Origin of the sequence: Paenibacillus sp. MB22_1 (assembly GCF_047200555.1) — a bacterium.
GTDB classification, from domain to species: domain Bacteria; phylum Bacillota; class Bacilli; order Paenibacillales; family Paenibacillaceae; genus Fontibacillus; species Fontibacillus phoenicis.
This window is the reverse complement of the sequence record NZ_JBLADV010000002.1, coordinates 1,075,432-1,091,862: the sequence shown is the minus strand read 5'-3', so window position 1 is coordinate 1,091,862 and position 16,431 is coordinate 1,075,432. Positions and strand designations below refer to the sequence as shown.

14 protein-coding genes and 3 pseudogenes are annotated in these 16,431 nt (G+C 56.3%); 8 read left to right on the top strand and 9 right to left on the bottom strand.

Annotated features, from left to right (window positions below; translation table 11 throughout):
* Positions 1-27 precede the first annotated feature (27 nt).
* Entirely contained in the window at positions 28-1,713 is a 1,686-nt protein-coding gene (gene treC, locus ACL02P_RS16885) for an alpha,alpha-phosphotrehalase (protein ID WP_339300669.1), read from the top strand.
* 20 nt (positions 1,714-1,733) lie between these two features.
* Positions 1,734-2,456 (top strand): trehalose operon repressor, encoded by a 723-nt coding sequence (gene treR, locus ACL02P_RS16880; protein WP_009223506.1) that lies wholly within the window; start codon positions 1,734-1,736, stop codon positions 2,454-2,456.
* A 96-nt stretch (positions 2,457-2,552) separates the two neighbouring features.
* On the opposite strand, the gene ACL02P_RS16875 is transcribed toward treR, so the two are convergent.
* Positions 2,553-3,941 carry an MATE family efflux transporter gene (locus ACL02P_RS16875; RefSeq protein ID WP_009223507.1) on the bottom strand — a complete coding sequence of 463 codons (1,389 nt, stop codon included), beginning with the start codon at positions 3,939-3,941 and terminating at the stop codon, positions 2,553-2,555.
* Between the two features lie 273 nt (positions 3,942-4,214).
* On the opposite strand from ACL02P_RS16875, the gene ACL02P_RS16870 reads away from it, so the two are divergent.
* The 4 genes and pseudogenes from ACL02P_RS16870 to ACL02P_RS16855 all read left to right on the top strand — a co-directional run bounded on the left by ACL02P_RS16870 (position 4,215) and on the right by ACL02P_RS16855 (position 8,738).
* Positions 4,215-5,234: an SDR family oxidoreductase gene (locus ACL02P_RS16870; protein WP_412837749.1), complete on the top strand. Its 1,020-nt coding sequence runs from the start codon at positions 4,215-4,217 to the stop codon at positions 5,232-5,234.
* Positions 5,235-5,248: 14 nt separating this feature from the next.
* A pseudogene (locus ACL02P_RS16865) lies at positions 5,249-6,203 on the top strand (glycerate kinase).
* A 536-nt stretch (positions 6,204-6,739) separates the two neighbouring features.
* Positions 6,740-7,801, top strand: a complete 1,062-nt coding sequence (locus ACL02P_RS16860; protein WP_009223511.1) for an LLM class flavin-dependent oxidoreductase — start codon at positions 6,740-6,742, stop codon at positions 7,799-7,801.
* Between the two features lie 220 nt (positions 7,802-8,021).
* Positions 8,022-8,738 (top strand): winged helix-turn-helix domain-containing protein, encoded by a 717-nt coding sequence (locus tag ACL02P_RS16855; protein WP_323078151.1) that lies wholly within the window; start codon positions 8,022-8,024, stop codon positions 8,736-8,738.
* 142 nt (positions 8,739-8,880) lie between these two features.
* On the opposite strand, the gene ACL02P_RS16850 is transcribed toward ACL02P_RS16855, so the two are convergent.
* The 6 genes and pseudogenes from ACL02P_RS16850 to ACL02P_RS16825 form a co-directional block, all read right to left on the bottom strand.
* Positions 8,881-9,582, bottom strand: a complete 702-nt coding sequence (locus ACL02P_RS16850) for a guanylate kinase (RefSeq protein ID WP_260070147.1) — start codon at positions 9,580-9,582, stop codon at positions 8,881-8,883.
* Between the two features lie 96 nt (positions 9,583-9,678).
* A complete protein-coding gene (locus ACL02P_RS16845) occupies positions 9,679-9,837 on the bottom strand; it encodes an NlpC/P60 family protein (protein WP_260070202.1) in 159 nt (52 codons plus the stop codon).
* Between the two features lie 23 nt (positions 9,838-9,860).
* A complete protein-coding gene (locus ACL02P_RS16840) occupies positions 9,861-10,016 on the bottom strand; it encodes an SH3 domain-containing protein (RefSeq protein ID WP_260070148.1) in 156 nt (51 codons plus the stop codon).
* Positions 10,017-10,118: 102 nt separating this feature from the next.
* A pseudogene (gene serS, locus ACL02P_RS16835) lies at positions 10,119-11,006 on the bottom strand (serine--tRNA ligase); the annotation flags it as partial.
* 205 nt (positions 11,007-11,211) lie between these two features.
* Positions 11,212-12,681, bottom strand: coding sequence for an IS1380-like element ISPaen1 family transposase (locus ACL02P_RS16830; RefSeq protein WP_009225442.1), 1,470 nt, complete (start codon positions 12,679-12,681; stop codon positions 11,212-11,214).
* Positions 12,682-12,833: 152 nt separating this feature from the next.
* Entirely contained in the window at positions 12,834-13,256 is a 423-nt protein-coding gene (locus tag ACL02P_RS16825) for a hypothetical protein (RefSeq protein WP_412837748.1), read from the bottom strand.
* A gap of 313 nt (positions 13,257-13,569) precedes the next feature.
* On the opposite strand from ACL02P_RS16825, the gene pcp reads away from it, so the two are divergent.
* Positions 13,570-14,178, top strand: a complete 609-nt coding sequence (gene pcp, locus ACL02P_RS16820) for a pyroglutamyl-peptidase I (protein ID WP_009223515.1) — start codon at positions 13,570-13,572, stop codon at positions 14,176-14,178.
* 8 nt (positions 14,179-14,186) lie between these two features.
* Here the strand turns inward: pcp and ACL02P_RS16815 are convergent, their stop codons facing one another.
* Positions 14,187-14,411 carry a hypothetical protein gene (locus ACL02P_RS16815; protein ID WP_232282221.1) on the bottom strand — a complete coding sequence of 75 codons (225 nt, stop codon included), beginning with the start codon at positions 14,409-14,411 and terminating at the stop codon, positions 14,187-14,189.
* A gap of 62 nt (positions 14,412-14,473) precedes the next feature.
* A pseudogene (locus tag ACL02P_RS16810) lies at positions 14,474-14,905 on the bottom strand (helix-turn-helix domain-containing protein); the annotation flags it as partial.
* Between the two features lie 477 nt (positions 14,906-15,382).
* On the opposite strand from ACL02P_RS16810, the gene ACL02P_RS16805 reads away from it, so the two are divergent.
* Entirely contained in the window at positions 15,383-16,426 is a 1,044-nt protein-coding gene (locus ACL02P_RS16805; RefSeq protein ID WP_036644135.1) for an agmatine/peptidylarginine deiminase, read from the top strand.
* Positions 16,427-16,431 lie beyond the last annotated feature (5 nt).

The window sequence follows — 16,431 nt, the reverse complement described above, 5'->3', positions numbered from 1 at the left end:
TTTTGTGGGAAAGGGCAGGTGTTGGAAATGACGGAACCTTGGTGGAAGAAAGCGGTCGTGTATCAGATCTATCCGAAGAGCTTCAACGACACGACGGGCAATGGAGTCGGCGACCTGCAAGGAATCATTCGCAAGCTGGATTACCTTGCGGAGCTGGGCGTCGACGTGATCTGGCTGACGCCAGTGTACGACTCACCGCAACGGGACAACGGATATGATATTCGCGACTATTATCGGATCTTTGAGCCCTACGGCACGATGGAGGATTTCGACCAGCTGCTGGAGGAAGCCCATCGGCGCGGTCTCCGGATTCTGATGGATATCGTCGTCAACCATACGTCAACCGAGCATCCGTGGTTTGTCGCTGCCAAGTCGTCCAAGGACAACCCCTATCGGGATTACTATATTTGGCGGGACGGGAAGGAAGGCGGGCCGCCAAACAATTGGGTGTCCAAATTCGGCGGGGACGCTTGGCAATACGACGAAACAACGGACCAATACTATCTTCATCTCTTTGATGTGACCCAGGCGGATTTGAATTGGGAGAATGCCCGGATGCGCCAGGAAATTTACCAGATGATGAAGTTTTGGCTGGATAAAGGGGTAGATGGCTTCCGGCTGGACGTTATCAATCTGCTTTCCAAGGACCAGCGGTTTCTGGACGACGACGGATCGGTGGCTCCCGGAGACGGGCGGAAATATTACACCGACGGCCCGAAAATCCACGAATATCTGCAGGAGATGAACCGCGAAGTTTTTGCCGGGTACGATATGATGACCGTCGGGGAAATGTCGTCCACTTCGCTGGAGCACTGCATTCGCTATACGCATCCGGAACGGAAGGAACTCGACATGACCTTCAGCTTCCATCATTTGAAGGTGGATTATCCGAACGGGGAGAAATGGGCGAAAGGCGAGCTTGACTTCCTGCGGTTGAAGCAGATTTTGGCCGAGTGGCAGACCGGAATGTACGAAGGCGGCGGATGGAATGCGCTGTTCTGGTGCAATCACGATCAGCCCCGCGTGGTGTCACGGTTTGGAGACGACGGGAAGTATCACCGGGAATCGGCGAAAATGCTGGCCACAGCGATGCACATGCTGCAAGGGACCCCTTATATTTTTCAGGGGGAAGAATTCGGGATGACGAATCCAGGCTTCGAGCGGATCGAGGATTACCGCGACGTGGAGTCGCTCAACATGTACCGCATCCTGAAGGAGCGCGGCATGTCCGAGGCCGACATTCTGGAGATTCTAGCGCAAAAATCGCGGGACAACGGCCGAACGCCGGTGCAATGGAATGACGGGCCCAACGCCGGGTTTACGACCGGTACGCCGTGGATTCACCCGGCGAACAATTACAAGGAGATCAATGCGGAGCGGGCGCTCGCGGATCCGGACTCGATTTTTTATCATTATCAGAAGTTAATCCGGCTGCGCAAGGAATATGAGGTGATTACAACCGGGCGGTTTGAACTGCTGGCCGAAGACGACCCGGCGGTGTTTGCTTATGTGCGTGACGGCGGGGCGGAGAAGTTGATTGTGGTGAATAACTTTTTTGCGGAGGAGACGGAATTTCGGTTGCCTGACGGAGACGGCTGGGACGAGTATGAAAGCCGGTTGCTGCTGTCCAACTACGCAGATTCCCCGGCGGACCCGCAACATCTTCGGCTAAGACCCTACGAATCTGTGGTATATTATCTTCATAGAACGTAAAAAAGTTTGGGGTCGGAAGCATGACAAACAAGTATTTGGCGATTCACAACGACATTGCGCGGCAGATCGAAGCCGGGGAGATTGCGCCCCACTCGCTGCTCCCGTCCGAGCATGAGCTGAAGGAGCGTTACAACACGTCGAGGGAGACGATTCGCAAAGCCTTAACCCTGCTGGCACAGAACGGGTATATCCAGAAGGTGCAAGGCAAGGGCTCCATTGTGATCCGCAGCAGCATGGTGGATTTTCCCGTATCCGGGCTGGTGAGCTTTAAGGAGCTGGCCGGCAAGATGGGCGAGAAGCCCCGGACCCTGGTGCATGAGCTGTCCCGGGTGAAGCCAGATGCCTACGTGAAGCAGCAGCTCAATATCTCCAGTAAGGACGAGGTATGGAAAGTTGTGCGCATCCGGGAGTTTGGCGGGGGGAAGGTCCTGCTTGATAAGGATTTTTTGAACGCGAAGTACGTGCCGTCCTTAACCCGGGAAATCTGCGAGAACTCGATCTACGAGTATTTGGAGAAGGAGCTTGGGCTGAAGATCAGTTTCGCCAAAAAAGAAATCGTCATCGAGGAGCCTACCCACGAGGACAAGCAGCTGCTTGACCTGGAAGGCTTCCACAACATGGTCGTCATCCGCAGCCATGTCTATCTGGAGGACGCCAGCTTGTTTCAGTACACGGAATCCCGGCACCGGCCGGACAAATTCCGCTTCGTGGACTTCGCGCGGCGGATCCATTCCAATGGTTGAGCGTTACCCGCGCTAAGTCAGAAAGATAGCAAAGTTTGGAGCGTAAAGTAAAGACCGCCCTGAAATGGGGCGGCCTTTTTTGATGCAGTTGGACATTCAAATCAGCTTATGCGCATACCACTTCTTCCCGCGGAAGCGCCAGAGGAAGATGGCCCCGCGCACGCCCCACTCGCTGCACATCGCCACCCAAACTCCGAGGATGCCGAAGCCAAGCGTGATGCCAAGAACGTAGCCGAGAATGACACGGAACAGCCACATCGTCAGCATCGAAGTGATTGAGGTGAAGCGCGAGTCGCCCGCCGCCCGCAAGGCGGATGGCAGAATGAAGCTGATCGGCCAGAGCGGAACCTGGGCGATGGAGCTCACCAGGAGCACGAGAAAGATGTCGCCAACGATATCGGACGGCGGCGAGAAGATGCTCACGAGCGGTCGGAACAACGGCAGCAAAATTAAGCTAATCAAGGCCAGCGATCCGGACCCCAGCCAGAGGAAGGACTTAATGAACTTCCGCGCATCACTAACGCTGCCGCTGCCAATACATTGGCCAACGACGGTGACAATCGTCAGCGAGAGGGCGCCGGCAGGAATTTGGAACACCCCGGCCAGGGAACCGCCAATCGCATTCGTTGCAATCGCATAGGTGCCAAGGCTGACAATAAACACCTGAGTCAGCAGCTTGCCGCCGTTAAAGAATAGCTGTTCGGCGGCGAACGGGATGCCAATGAAAAGAATTTTTCGCAGTATCTCAATCGGGAAGTGGAACAGGTCGATCAGATGCAGGTGAAGAGAAGCCTCCATTTTGAACAAATAATAAAGTGCACAGGCCGCACCGGCGAACCGGGCGATATTGATCGCTAGAGTCATCCCGAGAACGCCCATGTCCAGAAGCGTGATCAGCAAGAGGTTCAGCAATACGTACAGCAGGTTCATGATCAGGGAAAGGGTTAAGGACGCCCGAGTTTTACCGATGCCCCGAAGTGCGGAGCAGACGGCCTGAACGACGGCCAGCCCGACGTAGGAGATGCTGCTGCCGATCAGATAGACGCGAGCATTGTCCAATACATCGGCCGACGCGGCGCCGAACAGCAGCTTGAGCAGCGGATTGTGAAAGCCGATCAACAGCAGCCCAATTACGACGGCGAGCAGGGTTACCGCCGTAACCGTAGCCGCAGAAGCGCGGGAGACGTTACGGTCGTTGCGGCTGCCTTTGTATTGGGCGACCACCACGGTTCCCCCGGTCGCGACAGCGACAAACACGCTGATCAGGAAGATATTCAGCGAGTCCACGATGTTCACCGCGCTGACAGCGGCGACGCCGGACGAGCTGATCATGGCGGTATTGACCAGATTAAGGCCAACGATAAAAGCCTGATCGATTAGAATAGGCAGAAACAAGGCAAAGATCTGCCGATAGTCCATGGACTCGCCGGACAGATGCTTTTCGAGGAAGGCGTTATTTTGCAGACGCGAAAATAGGGGCTTCAATCGTCATCACATTCTTTTCTTTAATAATTGGTAGATCAAGCCAACACATTAATCTTATTATCGGATAATTCGTAATCAGGCTAAAGCAACTAAGCAACTAACCCGGATATCGCCGGGCAGGGTTGAAGATACCATTTCCGAAGGAGCCATGTCAATGCATTTCAGCGATCCTTGTTGCGGGGGGAGTTGGCGAGACGGGGGACATTTGGAAATTGCGGTTAGAGGTGGTACGATGTAGGGGATTGGGTGAATTTGACTTGGGAGGGGATTATTTTGAAAGCGCTATTTATTGGAGGCACGGGAACGATCAGCTCGGCGATTACCCGACAATTGGCGGAGGACAACTCCTGGGAGCTGTATCTGCTGAACCGGGGGACTCGCAATAAGGATTTGCCGCCGGGCGTACATGTCATTGAGGTTGATATTCATCAGGAAGCCGAGGTGGCGAAGAAGCTCGAAGGTTATACCTTTGATGTGGTGGCGGATTTCATCGCGTTTGAACCGGCGCAGCTGGAACGTGATGTGCGCTTGTTTGCCGGGAAGACAAAGCAGTTTATCTTCATTAGCTCGGCTTCGGCGTATCAAACCCCTTTGTCGGATTACAGAATCACCGAAGGGACGCCGCTGTCCAATCCATATTGGGCTTACTCCCGCAACAAAATTGCCTGCGAGGAATATTTGATGAAGGAGTATCGCGAGAACGGCTTCCCCATCACGATCGTGCGGCCGAGCCACACTTATGATGAGCGTTCGATCCCGTTGGGCGTTCACGGCAACAAAGGGTCCTGGCAAGTGGCCCAGCGGATGCTGTTGAACAAGCCCGTTCTGATTCATGGGGACGGTTCGTCGCTGTGGACGTTAACGCATAACAGCGATTTTGCCAAAGGCTTTATCGGGCTGATGGGCAACGTTCATGCGATAGGAGAGTCGGTGCATATTACATCGGACGAAAGCGTGACCTGGAACCAAATTTACGAAATCATTGCGGATGCGCTGGGCGTGAAGCTGCGCGCGGTGCATGTCGCTTCTGAATTTTTGGCGGAGAACGGCCCGTACGACTTCCGCGGCGGACTGCTGGGTGACAAGGCCAATACGGTTGTCTTTGACAATAGCAAGCTGAAGCGGCTCGTGCCTGGCTTTACAGCTACGGTTCGCGTGGATCAGGGGATTCGGCGAACCGTAGAGCATATTCTGGCGCACCCTGAGCTTCAAGTGGCTGACCCTGAATTCGACGCCTGGTGCGACCGCGTGGTCGGGGCGATGGAAGCCGCCGCGAAGTTCATGAAGGAATAGGCGAGAGGCCATCGATGAGTATCGTACGTCAACCTACGTTCGTGTTGGCGCCGGATTCGTTTAAGGAGAGCATGACCGCCAAGGAAGTGTGTGAGGCTATGGAAAAAGGGCTTCGCAAAGCGTTCCCCGATGCGCATTACGTCCACATCCCGATGGCCGATGGCGGGGAAGGAACCGTTCAAGCCTTGGTTGACGCCACGGGCGGCAGGCTGTGCTCGCTGGAGGTGACGGGCCCGCTGGGGGAGCCGGTCCTGGCACAGTACGGCCTGCTGGGCGACGGGGAGACGGCGGCCATTGAGATGGCCTCGGCCAGCGGGCTCCACCTGGTGCCGCCGGATCGGCGCAATCCGCTGCAGACCACGACGTACGGCACCGGCGAGTTGATCTGCGCCTGCCTGGATCAAGGCGTGCGCCGGATCATCGTCGGCCTGGGCGGCAGCGCGACGAACGACGGCGGCGCCGGCATGGCCGAGGCGCTGGGCGCGCGCTTCCTGGACGCGGCGGGCCGGCCGTTGGCGCGCGGCGGAGGCCGCCTCGGGGAGCTGGCGCGGATCGACGTGTCCGCGCTGGATCCCCGCCTGCAGCAGGCGCGCCTGATCGTGGCCTGCGACGTCGACAACCCGCTCTGCGGCGAGCGTGGCGCGTCCCGGGTGTTCGGGCCGCAGAAGGGCGCCACCGCCGCAATGGCGGAGCAGCTGGACGCCGCGCTCGCGCATTACGCGGAGGTGGCGCGGCGGCAGCAAGGTGCCCTACGGTGTCGCCCGAATCGCCAAGGCTGCCGGCAAGCGCGTGATCGCGATCGCCGGGACGATCGGCGACGGCGCAGACGCGCTTTACGCCGAAGGGATCGACGCGATCTTCGGCATCGCCCCCGGCGCGGCCGCCCTGCCGCAGCTGCTCGCTGACGGGCCGCGCAACGTGGAGCGCGCCTGCGAAAACATCGGCCGCCTGCTGCGGCTTGGCAGATGAGTGCACGGGCAGCGTCGTCGCGGCCTGCGGGGACGTATGCCGTCCACTCTCTTTGGACCATTATCCCGTTGCATCAGGGGATGGAGAAGATATCCATTCCCCGTTTCTGAACGAAAGGGATAATCGTGCAAAGAGGCGCGAGAAGAACCTTCATGCCGCCGCCCCCGCGCAGCAGCTCAAAGGGGAGAAATGTTGTATGGCCTACCTACAACATTTCTCCCTTTTTTAATATTTCGAGGTTGGAGGGGATACCAATGCAATCCGCTCTTTTTGACGATTATCCCGTTGCATCAGGGTGGAGAAATCCAACCTCCACTTCTGAATGAAAGGGATAGTGGTGTAAAGAGGAACAAAAGGGATAATCATGCAAAGAGGCGTAAGAAGGGGCATCCCCCAGGCTCCTCCAAAGGCTCCTACAAATACAGCTCAACCAGCTAGTGGACGAGTTCAGCAGTTTTTCTTTTGCTCTAATGAAAAAAGTATAGTAAAATACAAAAATATAGTTAATAAACGAAGACGAAGCGGAGGAACGAAACATGGAAATCGGGATCAGCACGTTTGTGGAGACGACGCCGGATGTTGTCACGGGTGAAACGATCAGTCATGCGCAGCGGTTGCGCGAGGTGGTAGAGGAGATCGTCCTGGCCGACAAAGTCGGATTGGACGTGTTTGGCGTAGGGGAGCATCACCGCCAGGATTATGCGGCTTCCTCGCCTGCGATGGTGTTAGCTGCAGCTGCTCCGCAGACGACGCGTATCCGGCTGACCAGCGCCGTAACCGTGCTGTCTTCCGATGATCCGGTCCGCGTGTTCCAGGACTTCGCGACGCTGGATGGCCTCTCAAACGGGCGCGCGGAGATTATGGCTGGGCGGGGCTCTTTTATTGAGTCGTTCCCGCTGTTTGGATACGATTTGAACGATTACGAGGAATTGTTTGAAGAGAAGTTGGATCTGCTGCTCAAGCTGCGCGAGTCGGAAAAAGTAACCTGGCAAGGCAAGCACCGTCCAGCGATCAACAATCTAGGCGTCTATCCGCGTCCTGTACAAAACCCGCTCCCGGTCTGGATCGGCAGCGGCGGCAATACCGAATCCGTCATTCGAGCCGGTGTGCTTGGTTTGCCGCTGGTGCTGGCGATCATTGGCGGCCGGCCGACTCAATTTGCGCCGCTTGTTAAGATTTACAAGCGTGCTGCAGCCCAAGCCGGGCATGATGTCTCGAAGCTGACCGTGGCTTCCCATTCGCACGGCTTTGTCGCCGATCGGAATGATGTGGCCGTAGAGAAGTTCTTCCCTTCGACGCAGGCGGTGATGAACATCATCGGGCGCGAACGCGGCTGGGGCCATTACAGTCGAGCTACCTACGATTCGGCTCGCAGCCTGGAAGGTGCGCTGTACGTCGGCGATCCGGAGACCGTGGCAAATAAGATCATTTACTTGCGCAAAAATGTCGGCATCACCCGCTTCTTCCTGCATTGTCCGCTTGGCACCATGCCGCATGAGGATGTGATGCGGGCCATCGAGCTTCTCGGTACGGAGGTTGCGCCGCGCGTCCGCGAGGAAGTTGCGCGCTGGGAAGCCGAGGGCGGAGATCTTCAGTAAGATCATTAGTAAAGGGGCTAGAGGATAACGGCTGCATTCCCCCCCTCGTACCTCCGCCCGAAACGTCCTCCCCAGCGGCTCCCCGAGCCCGAAGTAGTTCGAAGAATACAAACGAGTTCCCTCCCTGGTTTTCAGTGGTTTCTCGCTCATTGTATAATGGGAACATTACAATGAGGATCGAAATATGGATAACATCCTCAAAAAGGAGGAATCAATCGCCATGAGAGTTGCATCCATGCCTACACAAGCGGCGGTTATCGCCTCGCTCGTCAGCGACCCCAGCCGGTCGGCGATGCTGACGGCCATGCTGGACGGAAGATATCACGCGGCCGGTGAGCTGGCCCGGATGGCCGGGATTCAGGCGCAAACCGCCAGTTTTCATTTGGCCAAGCTGACGGAGGCCGGATTAGTTGCCGTCGAAAAACAAGGCCGTCACCGCTACTACGGGATTGCAAGCCCGGAAGTCGCCCGGGTGTTGGAATCGTTGTTGTCGATTGCACCGCCGGCCCCGGTCCAATCCTTGCGACAGGCGACGGAGGACCAGGCGCTGCGGTATGCCCGAACCTGCTATGATCATTTGGCAGGGAATCTCGGTGTTCGCCTGACGCAAAGCTTGGTGCGCGCTGGGATCCTTGCCGAAGGAGACGGCGTATTTGAAGTTACCGCAGAGGGCGAAGCCGTGCTGAACCGATTTGGAGTCGATATCGACCGAGCGAAGAGCAAGCGCCGTTCTTTTTCTCATAAATGCCTGGATTGGAGCGAACGCCAACATCACCTGGCCGGGGCGCTTGGCAACGTGATCTTGGAACGGCTGCTGGAGCTGGGGTGGGTGGAACGAAGTCCGCAGAGCCGGGCCGTTAAGCTGACCGCGAAAGGGCGGGCAGGGTTAAAAGAAACCTTTGCTCTAGATATGGACACAGAGGAAGGGATCGGCTAACGCATACAAGCCGGTACAGGCGGTACCGGCTTAGTCGTTCCAAAGGACCCTCGATGCTGGCTTATTTTATCCGCCTAACTAGGCTCCACGCATCAAAAAACGGGCTGCCCAGCCGTATTCGGCCGAGACAACCCGCTTCTGTTTAGATTTTGTCCTGCAAAAAAACCTTAATCTTCGCCAGCGTCTCGGCGGGATCGATGTTTTGCAGTAGATAGTCGGATTCCTTCTTGTAAATCACCTGCTCGGAGTAGTTCCTTAAATACTCTTCGACGACCTCGGGTGGCGCCCCTTCCCGTTCCTCGCGCAGTCGAATGTCCTCCTTCGTCACGTAGAGGAAAATCCGAATCGCCTGCGGGCCAAACCGTTTCCGCAGCGTCTGCATGCCTTCATGATTCACGACGACGACCGCCGCGCCATACTGCTCCAGCGCTTCGCTTAGATCGCGCTCCGCGATGCCGTAGCTGCCTCGCTCCAAGCGAACGCTTTGGCTGAACTCCTGTCGGCTGGCCATCGCCTGAAAGTCCGCTTCCGCAATAAAACGGTAGTGCTCGCCGTCCCGTTCCCCCGTACGTATAGCACGGGTTGTATAAGGCAGCACATAAGGAAGGCCCAGGTCAGTGCTCAGCTGCTTGGCGATGCTCTTGCGGCCGGAGCCGCTTGTCCCGGTAATAATGATGACCTTGGGCTGCGGGGGGAGATCATCCGTCAGGGGCGCGTCAGCTTGGGTTGCCGCGGCGGCTTCGCTGCGGGCAGGATCAGAGGTTGCTTTCGAGCCTTTCAGCCATTTCCACATCGCGTCTCCATGCGCCTTATCCGGCTTAATTAGTTTGTACGTCGCCGGCAAAACCGCACGGATTCACCTCCTTTGCCAACTCTTTAATTATTATGTCGGCAAACCCGGAGGAAAACTGAATGTACTCGATCTAGAACCAGCAGACGTCTAGAGCACCCGCCGCGCGGTCACAAACCGCTTTTTCCACTGGCCGTCAAACGCTTCGATATGGACGCCTTTCTCTTTGGAGTAGGTGTGCAAAATTTGATTATCCCCGATGTAAATGCCAACATGGCCGATGTCCAGCCCGCGTGCGCTGAAGAACAGCAGATCCCCTTTGCGCAGTTCGTCTAGACTAACCTCCTTGCCCTCTTTGGCTTGGCGGATACATAACCGGAGCGCCCGTCGGGGGTACGCACCTCCAGCCAGAGCGCGCTGGCCTCACGAACGACATGCAGCTTGCTGCCGGCAGGAAGCAGTTCCTCGCTGACCGTAGCGCTGCTCACATCCTGTATAGCATGGTTTCGTCATCATAAATCACCTATTTTCTGGATGGATTTATATAGTTGGACGAAACCCAAGCGGATATGTTTTGTGGAAAATGTTACCTATCCCTGCAGGTCCAATGGTGTCAGGCGTTCTAGTCCATTCATATATTTACGAAGCGCCAGCGGAATCCGGATGCTGCCGTCTTCTTCCTGATGATTTTCCAGCAGCGGGATCAAGATTCGCGGCGAGGCCACCATGGTATTGTTTAATGTGTAGCAATATTGCAGCTTACCGTTGCGGTCCTTGAAGCGGATGTTCGAACGCCGTGCCTGAAAATCCAATAGCTGCGATGACGAATGGGTCTCCCCGTAAGCGCCGCGGCTAGGCATCCACGTTTCGATGTCGTATTGTTTATACGTTTTTTGCGACATGTCGCCGGTACATACCGCCATCACCCGGTAAGGCAGCTCCAGCAGCTGAAGCATCTCTTCGGCGTTTTGGGTGATTTCCTGAAACAGCTGCTCCGACAGATCCAGATTGTTTTCACAGAGCACCACTTGCTCGACCTTCGAGAACTGATGCACGCGGTATAAGCCATGCACATCTCGGCCTGCCGAGCCGACTTCGCTGCGGAAGCATAACGAGGCCGCTGCAAGCTTGATCGGCTGGGTGAGTTCAACGATTTCGCGGTCGTAATACGACACGAGCGGAACCTCGGCGGTGCCGACCAGCCAGCGGTCGTCCTCCGCCATCCGATACGTCTGATCCGCACCCAGCGGGAAGAACCCGGTGTTCACGAGCGCCTCCGAGCGCACCATTAACGGGACCTCCAGCAGGGTGAAGCCTTTGGCTGCGAGGAGATCCATCGCGAGCTGCTGCACCGCCCGGTGGAGCAGGACTCCTGCGCCGCTCAGGTAGTAGTTGCGTGCGCCAGCCGTTTTGACTCCGCGCGGGATGTCGATCATCCGGTGGAGCTCGCCTAAAGCGACGTGGTCACGCGGTGTAAATTCAACATGAAATCGGAATGTGGATAACTCAGGCCTGTGGATAACCCGCCATCGCACTACGGAATGCCTGTTTCAATGCGTTTTTGGAGCCGGGCTTTTAAGTCTTCTTACGTTCTGATGTGATCCTGCGTTTTTTTGCACAACCCAAAGAAGACCTGATTTTTACAGGTCGAAATGCCGTTATGGCCAGGGATGAATCGAACCGTTAGGCCGCATGTAGAGTCGGAATGAAGCTTATGGCCAATGCTCTGAGCTTTTGCTGCATCGCATCGACGATTCCAGCGAGCGTCGGATTCGGCGCAAGCCGGATATGCTGGTAGCGACCGGAGCCGACCACATTGCCGGGTACCCGGATCACCGCTCGGCGAATCGTTTGGACTTCGCACCGCTGCAAGGTTTCCGGCATCAGCGTCTGTTTGAACCAGACCATCACGTTGTAGGCAATGGCCTTGATCCAGCTGAACAGCAGGTTGCGGAGCATGGAATGTTGGCTGTTTTGTTCCACCGCATAACCTTCTTTCAATTCATCGATGCGATTCTCGATGTTGGCACGCTTGTTGTACGAGCGAAGCAGCATGAGCGGCTTGAGATCGGTATTGGTGACAATGGCTTGGAAGGAATAGGTCGTGAGAGCCATCGTCAATTGGCCATCGGTTGTACGCTCGGTTTCGTGGGCTTCCCGGTAGATGACACAGCGCCTGGCTTTCTCCCAGTTGGTAAGGAGAATCGGGATGTCGGCAGCAGCCCAACGATCATCCTCGTCTGCGAACGTAATGTGCTCTTCCTTTTCGTTCAGCGTCTCCCAAAAGGCGGGATGCTGCTGCAGATAAGCGATGGCCTTCTTGACGGTCGCTTTCTTCGGGAGCTTGAAGATGTACTGCCAGCCGCGTTCTTCGGCGTACGCCATGACAGCTTCGTCGGCAAAACCGCAGTCGGCCCGGATGCCTTCGACGATCCATTCCGGCGGCAGCATCGCTTCGACTTCTTTAACGAACGAGAGCAAATCCTTCATGCCGTTCATGTTGCCGGGATTCAGTTGCAAGTGGATCAGCTCGCCGCTTCCGGCGATGAAAGCAACCCGGATCTTGTACGAGGGACGTCCGTGGTAACGCGGATTGTAGCCGTTTGTCGCGCCTTCCTGCTCCCCGAACAGCGTGATGACCGTGTCGTCGATGTCGATCCAGACCAGGCGCTTTTCGCCCGTCCGCGCCTTATGTGCCAGCAAATCCCGGTTTAACGCGACAAGCTGAATCAGATGGCTCCAGGTGAGTTTGCCCAGGAAATTGCGAAAGGTGCTTTCGTCAGGAAAACGCTCGATGCCGGTAACGATCTGGTAACCAGGGTCCGACTGCAGGGCATTCATATGTGAAAAACGTGTGTGGCCGAGTAGCGCGCAGTCCAGCAGGTGATCGACGAGCTTTTCGGCCGTGTAGACACAGTTGGCTGTTTGTTCCAGATGAACGTGACTCTCGATAAGGGTGTCCAGACCGATGAGTTCCTTGAACCTGGCAAGGAACTGGAAGTTCCCGGCTTCCGTGACGGTGTTGTTGTCGAATGTGACCGGTCTCAACTTCTTCATGATCTGCTTGATTCGGCGACGCTCCGCAAGAATTTCAATTCGGCGTTCGCGGCGTGATTTTCGTTCTGGCGCATGGTTCGTTGCTTGTGGTACCATGTTGCTAGGGACACTTCCTCTCGTTGGTTATTCGTGGTGGTTTAACCTTTGACAAGAGGCTTGCAGTGTCCTGTTTATTTTGCAAAAAAATTGGCAACTTTTTATGACGAAAATGCCTTGTCACAACGTGAATCTCTCAGATTTTGGCTAGGCTACATTCCGAATTCATGTTCAAATGTTGGAGGTGCGCCGACCCGCTTCACCTCAACATTGTCGAGATCCGACCGGCCCTTGGGCGTATCGGGAGAGACCCGGTTAGGGACGAGCAGCATCAGTCGTCGATACTCGTGTTCGGCTTCCTCCAGCTCTTTCTCCAATCCGTTCAACCGCCGGTTCAGCTGCTTGACTTCGTCTTTTAATGCGGCGGCGGCCTCCGGCTCTTGCTCCCGAATTAGTGCCTCTATTTGCGGCGTCAGCCGGTTGCGCTCCTGGCGCAGCCGCTCCGTCTCCTGCAGCAACGCCCGGCGTTGGTCGTCCCAGCGCAAGAGCTCGGGAACCGACAACTCGATGCCCTTTTCCTCCGCCACCGTTTGAACCTGTTCTTGATGCTCACGAATCCATTTGATGTCTAACATAGGTGATCCGCTCCTTTTTTCGATATGAATACAAAAAAGCGCCCTTCGTCCGATTGGGACGAGGAGCGCTTATCGACTCGCGGTGCCACCCAAATTGATCAAACCGGCAGGTCCGGTTCAATCCCCTTTAGTTCCGCGGTAACGGGCGGACCCGGTTAGCTTAGGGGGAAGGGCTTACGCATTTAACGCGATGTTCCCCTTGACGAAAACGCCTCCGAGTTGGATGCTCTTCATAGGCATGATTCCGAGATTTGATTTGTTTAGCAGTATAACGTAAGCGACCATCGGTTATCAAGAGGGAGAGGAAGATCCAATGAAAAAATTATTGCTTACCGGCTTCGAACCCTTTGGCGGCGAACCCGTCAATCCGGCGGTTGAAGCGGTGCGCCGGCTGCAGGGCCGTGTGATCGGCTCCTTTGAGATTGTAGGTCTGGAGCTGCCCACAGTGTTCGGACAATCCACCGAGCGACTGCTGACCGCCATCCAGCAATACGAACCCGAGGTGGTAATCGCGTTGGGACAGGCCGGCGGCCGAGAGGGGATTTCGTTCGAACGGATCGCCGTCAACTTAAACGACGCCAACATCGCCGACAATGCCGGATACCAGCCGGTTGACGAGCCGGTCGTGCCAGTGGGCCCGGCGGCTTATTGGACCACGCTGCCGGTCAAGCGCATGGTCGACCGTCTACGGGGCGAGGGGATTCCCGCGTCGCTTTCGCTTTCGGCCGGTACCTTCGTGTGCAACCACCTTTTTTACGGGCTGATGCACCACCTCGCCGTCAGCGGGAAGTCAATCCGCGGCGGGTTCATCCATGTCCCTTACCTGCCGGAGCAAGCGGAACGGCATCCCGGCGCCCCCAGCATGTCGCTGGAACAGCTGGTTATCGGCTTGGAACGGGCGATCGAAGTGTTGGGGGAGTAACGTTTAGATCACCCTCTGCGTTTACGGCCGTGTTTCTTATGGCGTCCGCGACCGTACTTGTTCGCAGCCACGCTGCCGCTGCCGCCGCCGACGGCGTGCTGCTGGCGCGTCCCGGGGCTGCTGATGGCGGAGTTGGTGCCGCCCGTGCTATATCGTCCGCCGCCGCTGGCCACCTGCGTGGCGGCGGCGCTTTGCTGGCCGCGGGGCAGCTTGACAACTTGGTCGTTCACCACGATCACGACCTCCTTGCCGCGGTGGATCAAGCCTCGCCCATCGCGTTGGCTTCTGTGGTACCACCCAGGCGGGTTGGCGCAGCCCCCATCATGCGGGAGAACGCATCCCGGAAGCCGCTGCTCGATTCATATCCCGTGGAGAGCTGAGCATCGATGACCGGCCGGCCAGCGCGAATGTTCCCCAGGGCTAGTCCCATGCGCCGGGCACGGGCGTATTCCACGAAGGTCATGCCGAAGCGCTTCTTGAATTGGCGGCGCGCTGTGGACGCATCGACGGAGAGCTGCCGAAAATCCTCGTCCCTCCAGCGCTTCTCCGGATTCGCTTCTACAGCTTCCACCAGCATGCGGACCCAATCAGACACGTGGTTTGGATGGGACAACGGGCGGCAGAAGACGCCGGTCGTTTTAACGCCGACGTAAAAGACTCCTTCATACTCCGAGTTTTTCTCCAGCAACGCTTGATAATATTCTTCTTTTCGCTCAGCGGGAATCATGCGGGACGAAAGCCTCCTTGACGTGTTGATTGATGCCCCCATTATAGCGCTTGCGACGAGACGATGTCGCCGAAAATCAGGCATTGATTTTTCGGACAACACTTCCATTTGTAGGCGCGGAAAATTTGTTATATGATATCATGGTAAATTGGGTGAACGCGCTAGAATTTCAGGGTAATCCGCAAGTCTAACGCTTGCCGCAGCGCTTAAGTCGGCTCAAATCGCTGAGATACCATTTTAACGCTGCTCACCGCGCTTAAATCCGATTTTTCGAGCCGGAATCAAGCGGTTTGATGAAAATAGCGATCCACAGCATCGTTAGAAATTGAACAACGCGAAAATCCGTCCAATAGCGTTTCTCATCCGCGTTAGGGCATGGGAAGCAGCACCCATGGGGGCATCTCATGGAGAAGCAGCGATGAGGACAGTCCCGGATTTAGCTCGAAAACGATAAATTATTTTTTAGTGGAGGAAACGATGTATCCAAAAGATTTGAACTATAAAATGCCGGCCGAATGGGCGCCGCATGAACGTACTTTTATCTCCTGGCCGGTGCAGGCGTCGATGGTCTATCCGGATCGGTATGCCGAGGTATGCGACGGATATGCCGAATTTATTACGGCGATTGCTGAGTTTGAACCGATCACCGTGGTTGTGAATCCGAACGATTTACCTCAGGTGAAGGCTCGCTTTGCGCAGGATCCGAACACGGAACGGATCTCTTTTATGCCGATCGAGCATAACGACGCCTGGCTGCGTGACAACGGCCCGACGTTCCTCGTGAATCCGGAAGGCGAGCTGGCCGGGGTCAACTGGCGCTTTAACGCTTGGGGCGGCAAATATTCGCCATGGGATCTGGACGATGCGGTAGCGCCGCAAATTCTGGAAGCCCTGAACGTCAAGCGGTTTGATGCCCCGCTGGTGCTGGAGGGCGGATCCATCCATACGGACGGGGAAGGTACGCTGCTGACGACCGAGGAGTGCTTGTTAAACGAGAACCGGAATCCGCAGCTGAGCCGGGAAGAAATTGAGGCCGCTGTGAAAAACTATGTTAACGTCGACCAAATCATCTGGTTGAAACGCGGTCTAGACGGGGATGAAACGGACGGTCACATTGACAACGTGGCCTGCTTCGCCGCACCGGGTAAGGTCATTTTGCAGGTATGCGATGATCCAAGCGACGAGAACTATGCCATCACCCAGGAAAATATCGCCATCCTCAGCGCAGCAACGGACGCCCAAGGCCGCAAGCTGGAGATCATCCCGATCCCGCAGCCGCCGAAGGCTTTTTATGAGGATAGCCGGCTGACGCTGAGCTATTTGAATTTCTATTTCGTCAATGGCGGCATCATCTTGCCGATCTTTGGCGGCGCAGCGGAGGCAACCGACCGCAAGGCCATTCAGGTGCTGAGCGACACCTTCCCGGATCGCAAGATCCGCACCGTCGACGGGATGGCGATCATCCGTGAAGGCGGCAACGTCCACTGCACAACGCAGCAAATGGCGGCAAGACGCGCATAAACGAG

Coding starts and splice junctions, on each gene's coding strand:
- treC (WP_339300669.1), top strand. CDS start 28: ATGACGGAACCTTGGTGGAAGAAAGCGGTCGTGTATCAGATCTATCCG.
- treR (WP_009223506.1), top strand. CDS start 1,734: ATGACAAACAAGTATTTGGCGATTCACAACGACATTGCGCGGCAGATC.
- ACL02P_RS16860 (WP_009223511.1), top strand. CDS start 6,740: ATGGAAATCGGGATCAGCACGTTTGTGGAGACGACGCCGGATGTTGTC.
- ACL02P_RS16855 (WP_323078151.1), top strand. CDS start 8,022: ATGAGAGTTGCATCCATGCCTACACAAGCGGCGGTTATCGCCTCGCTC.
- ACL02P_RS16830 (WP_009225442.1), bottom strand. CDS start 12,681: ATGGTACCACAAGCAACGAACCATGCGCCAGAACGAAAATCACGCCGC.
- ACL02P_RS16825 (WP_412837748.1), bottom strand. CDS start 13,256: ATGTTAGACATCAAATGGATTCGTGAGCATCAAGAACAGGTTCAAACG.
- pcp (WP_009223515.1), top strand. CDS start 13,570: ATGAAAAAATTATTGCTTACCGGCTTCGAACCCTTTGGCGGCGAACCC.
- ACL02P_RS16805 (WP_036644135.1), top strand. CDS start 15,383: ATGTATCCAAAAGATTTGAACTATAAAATGCCGGCCGAATGGGCGCCG.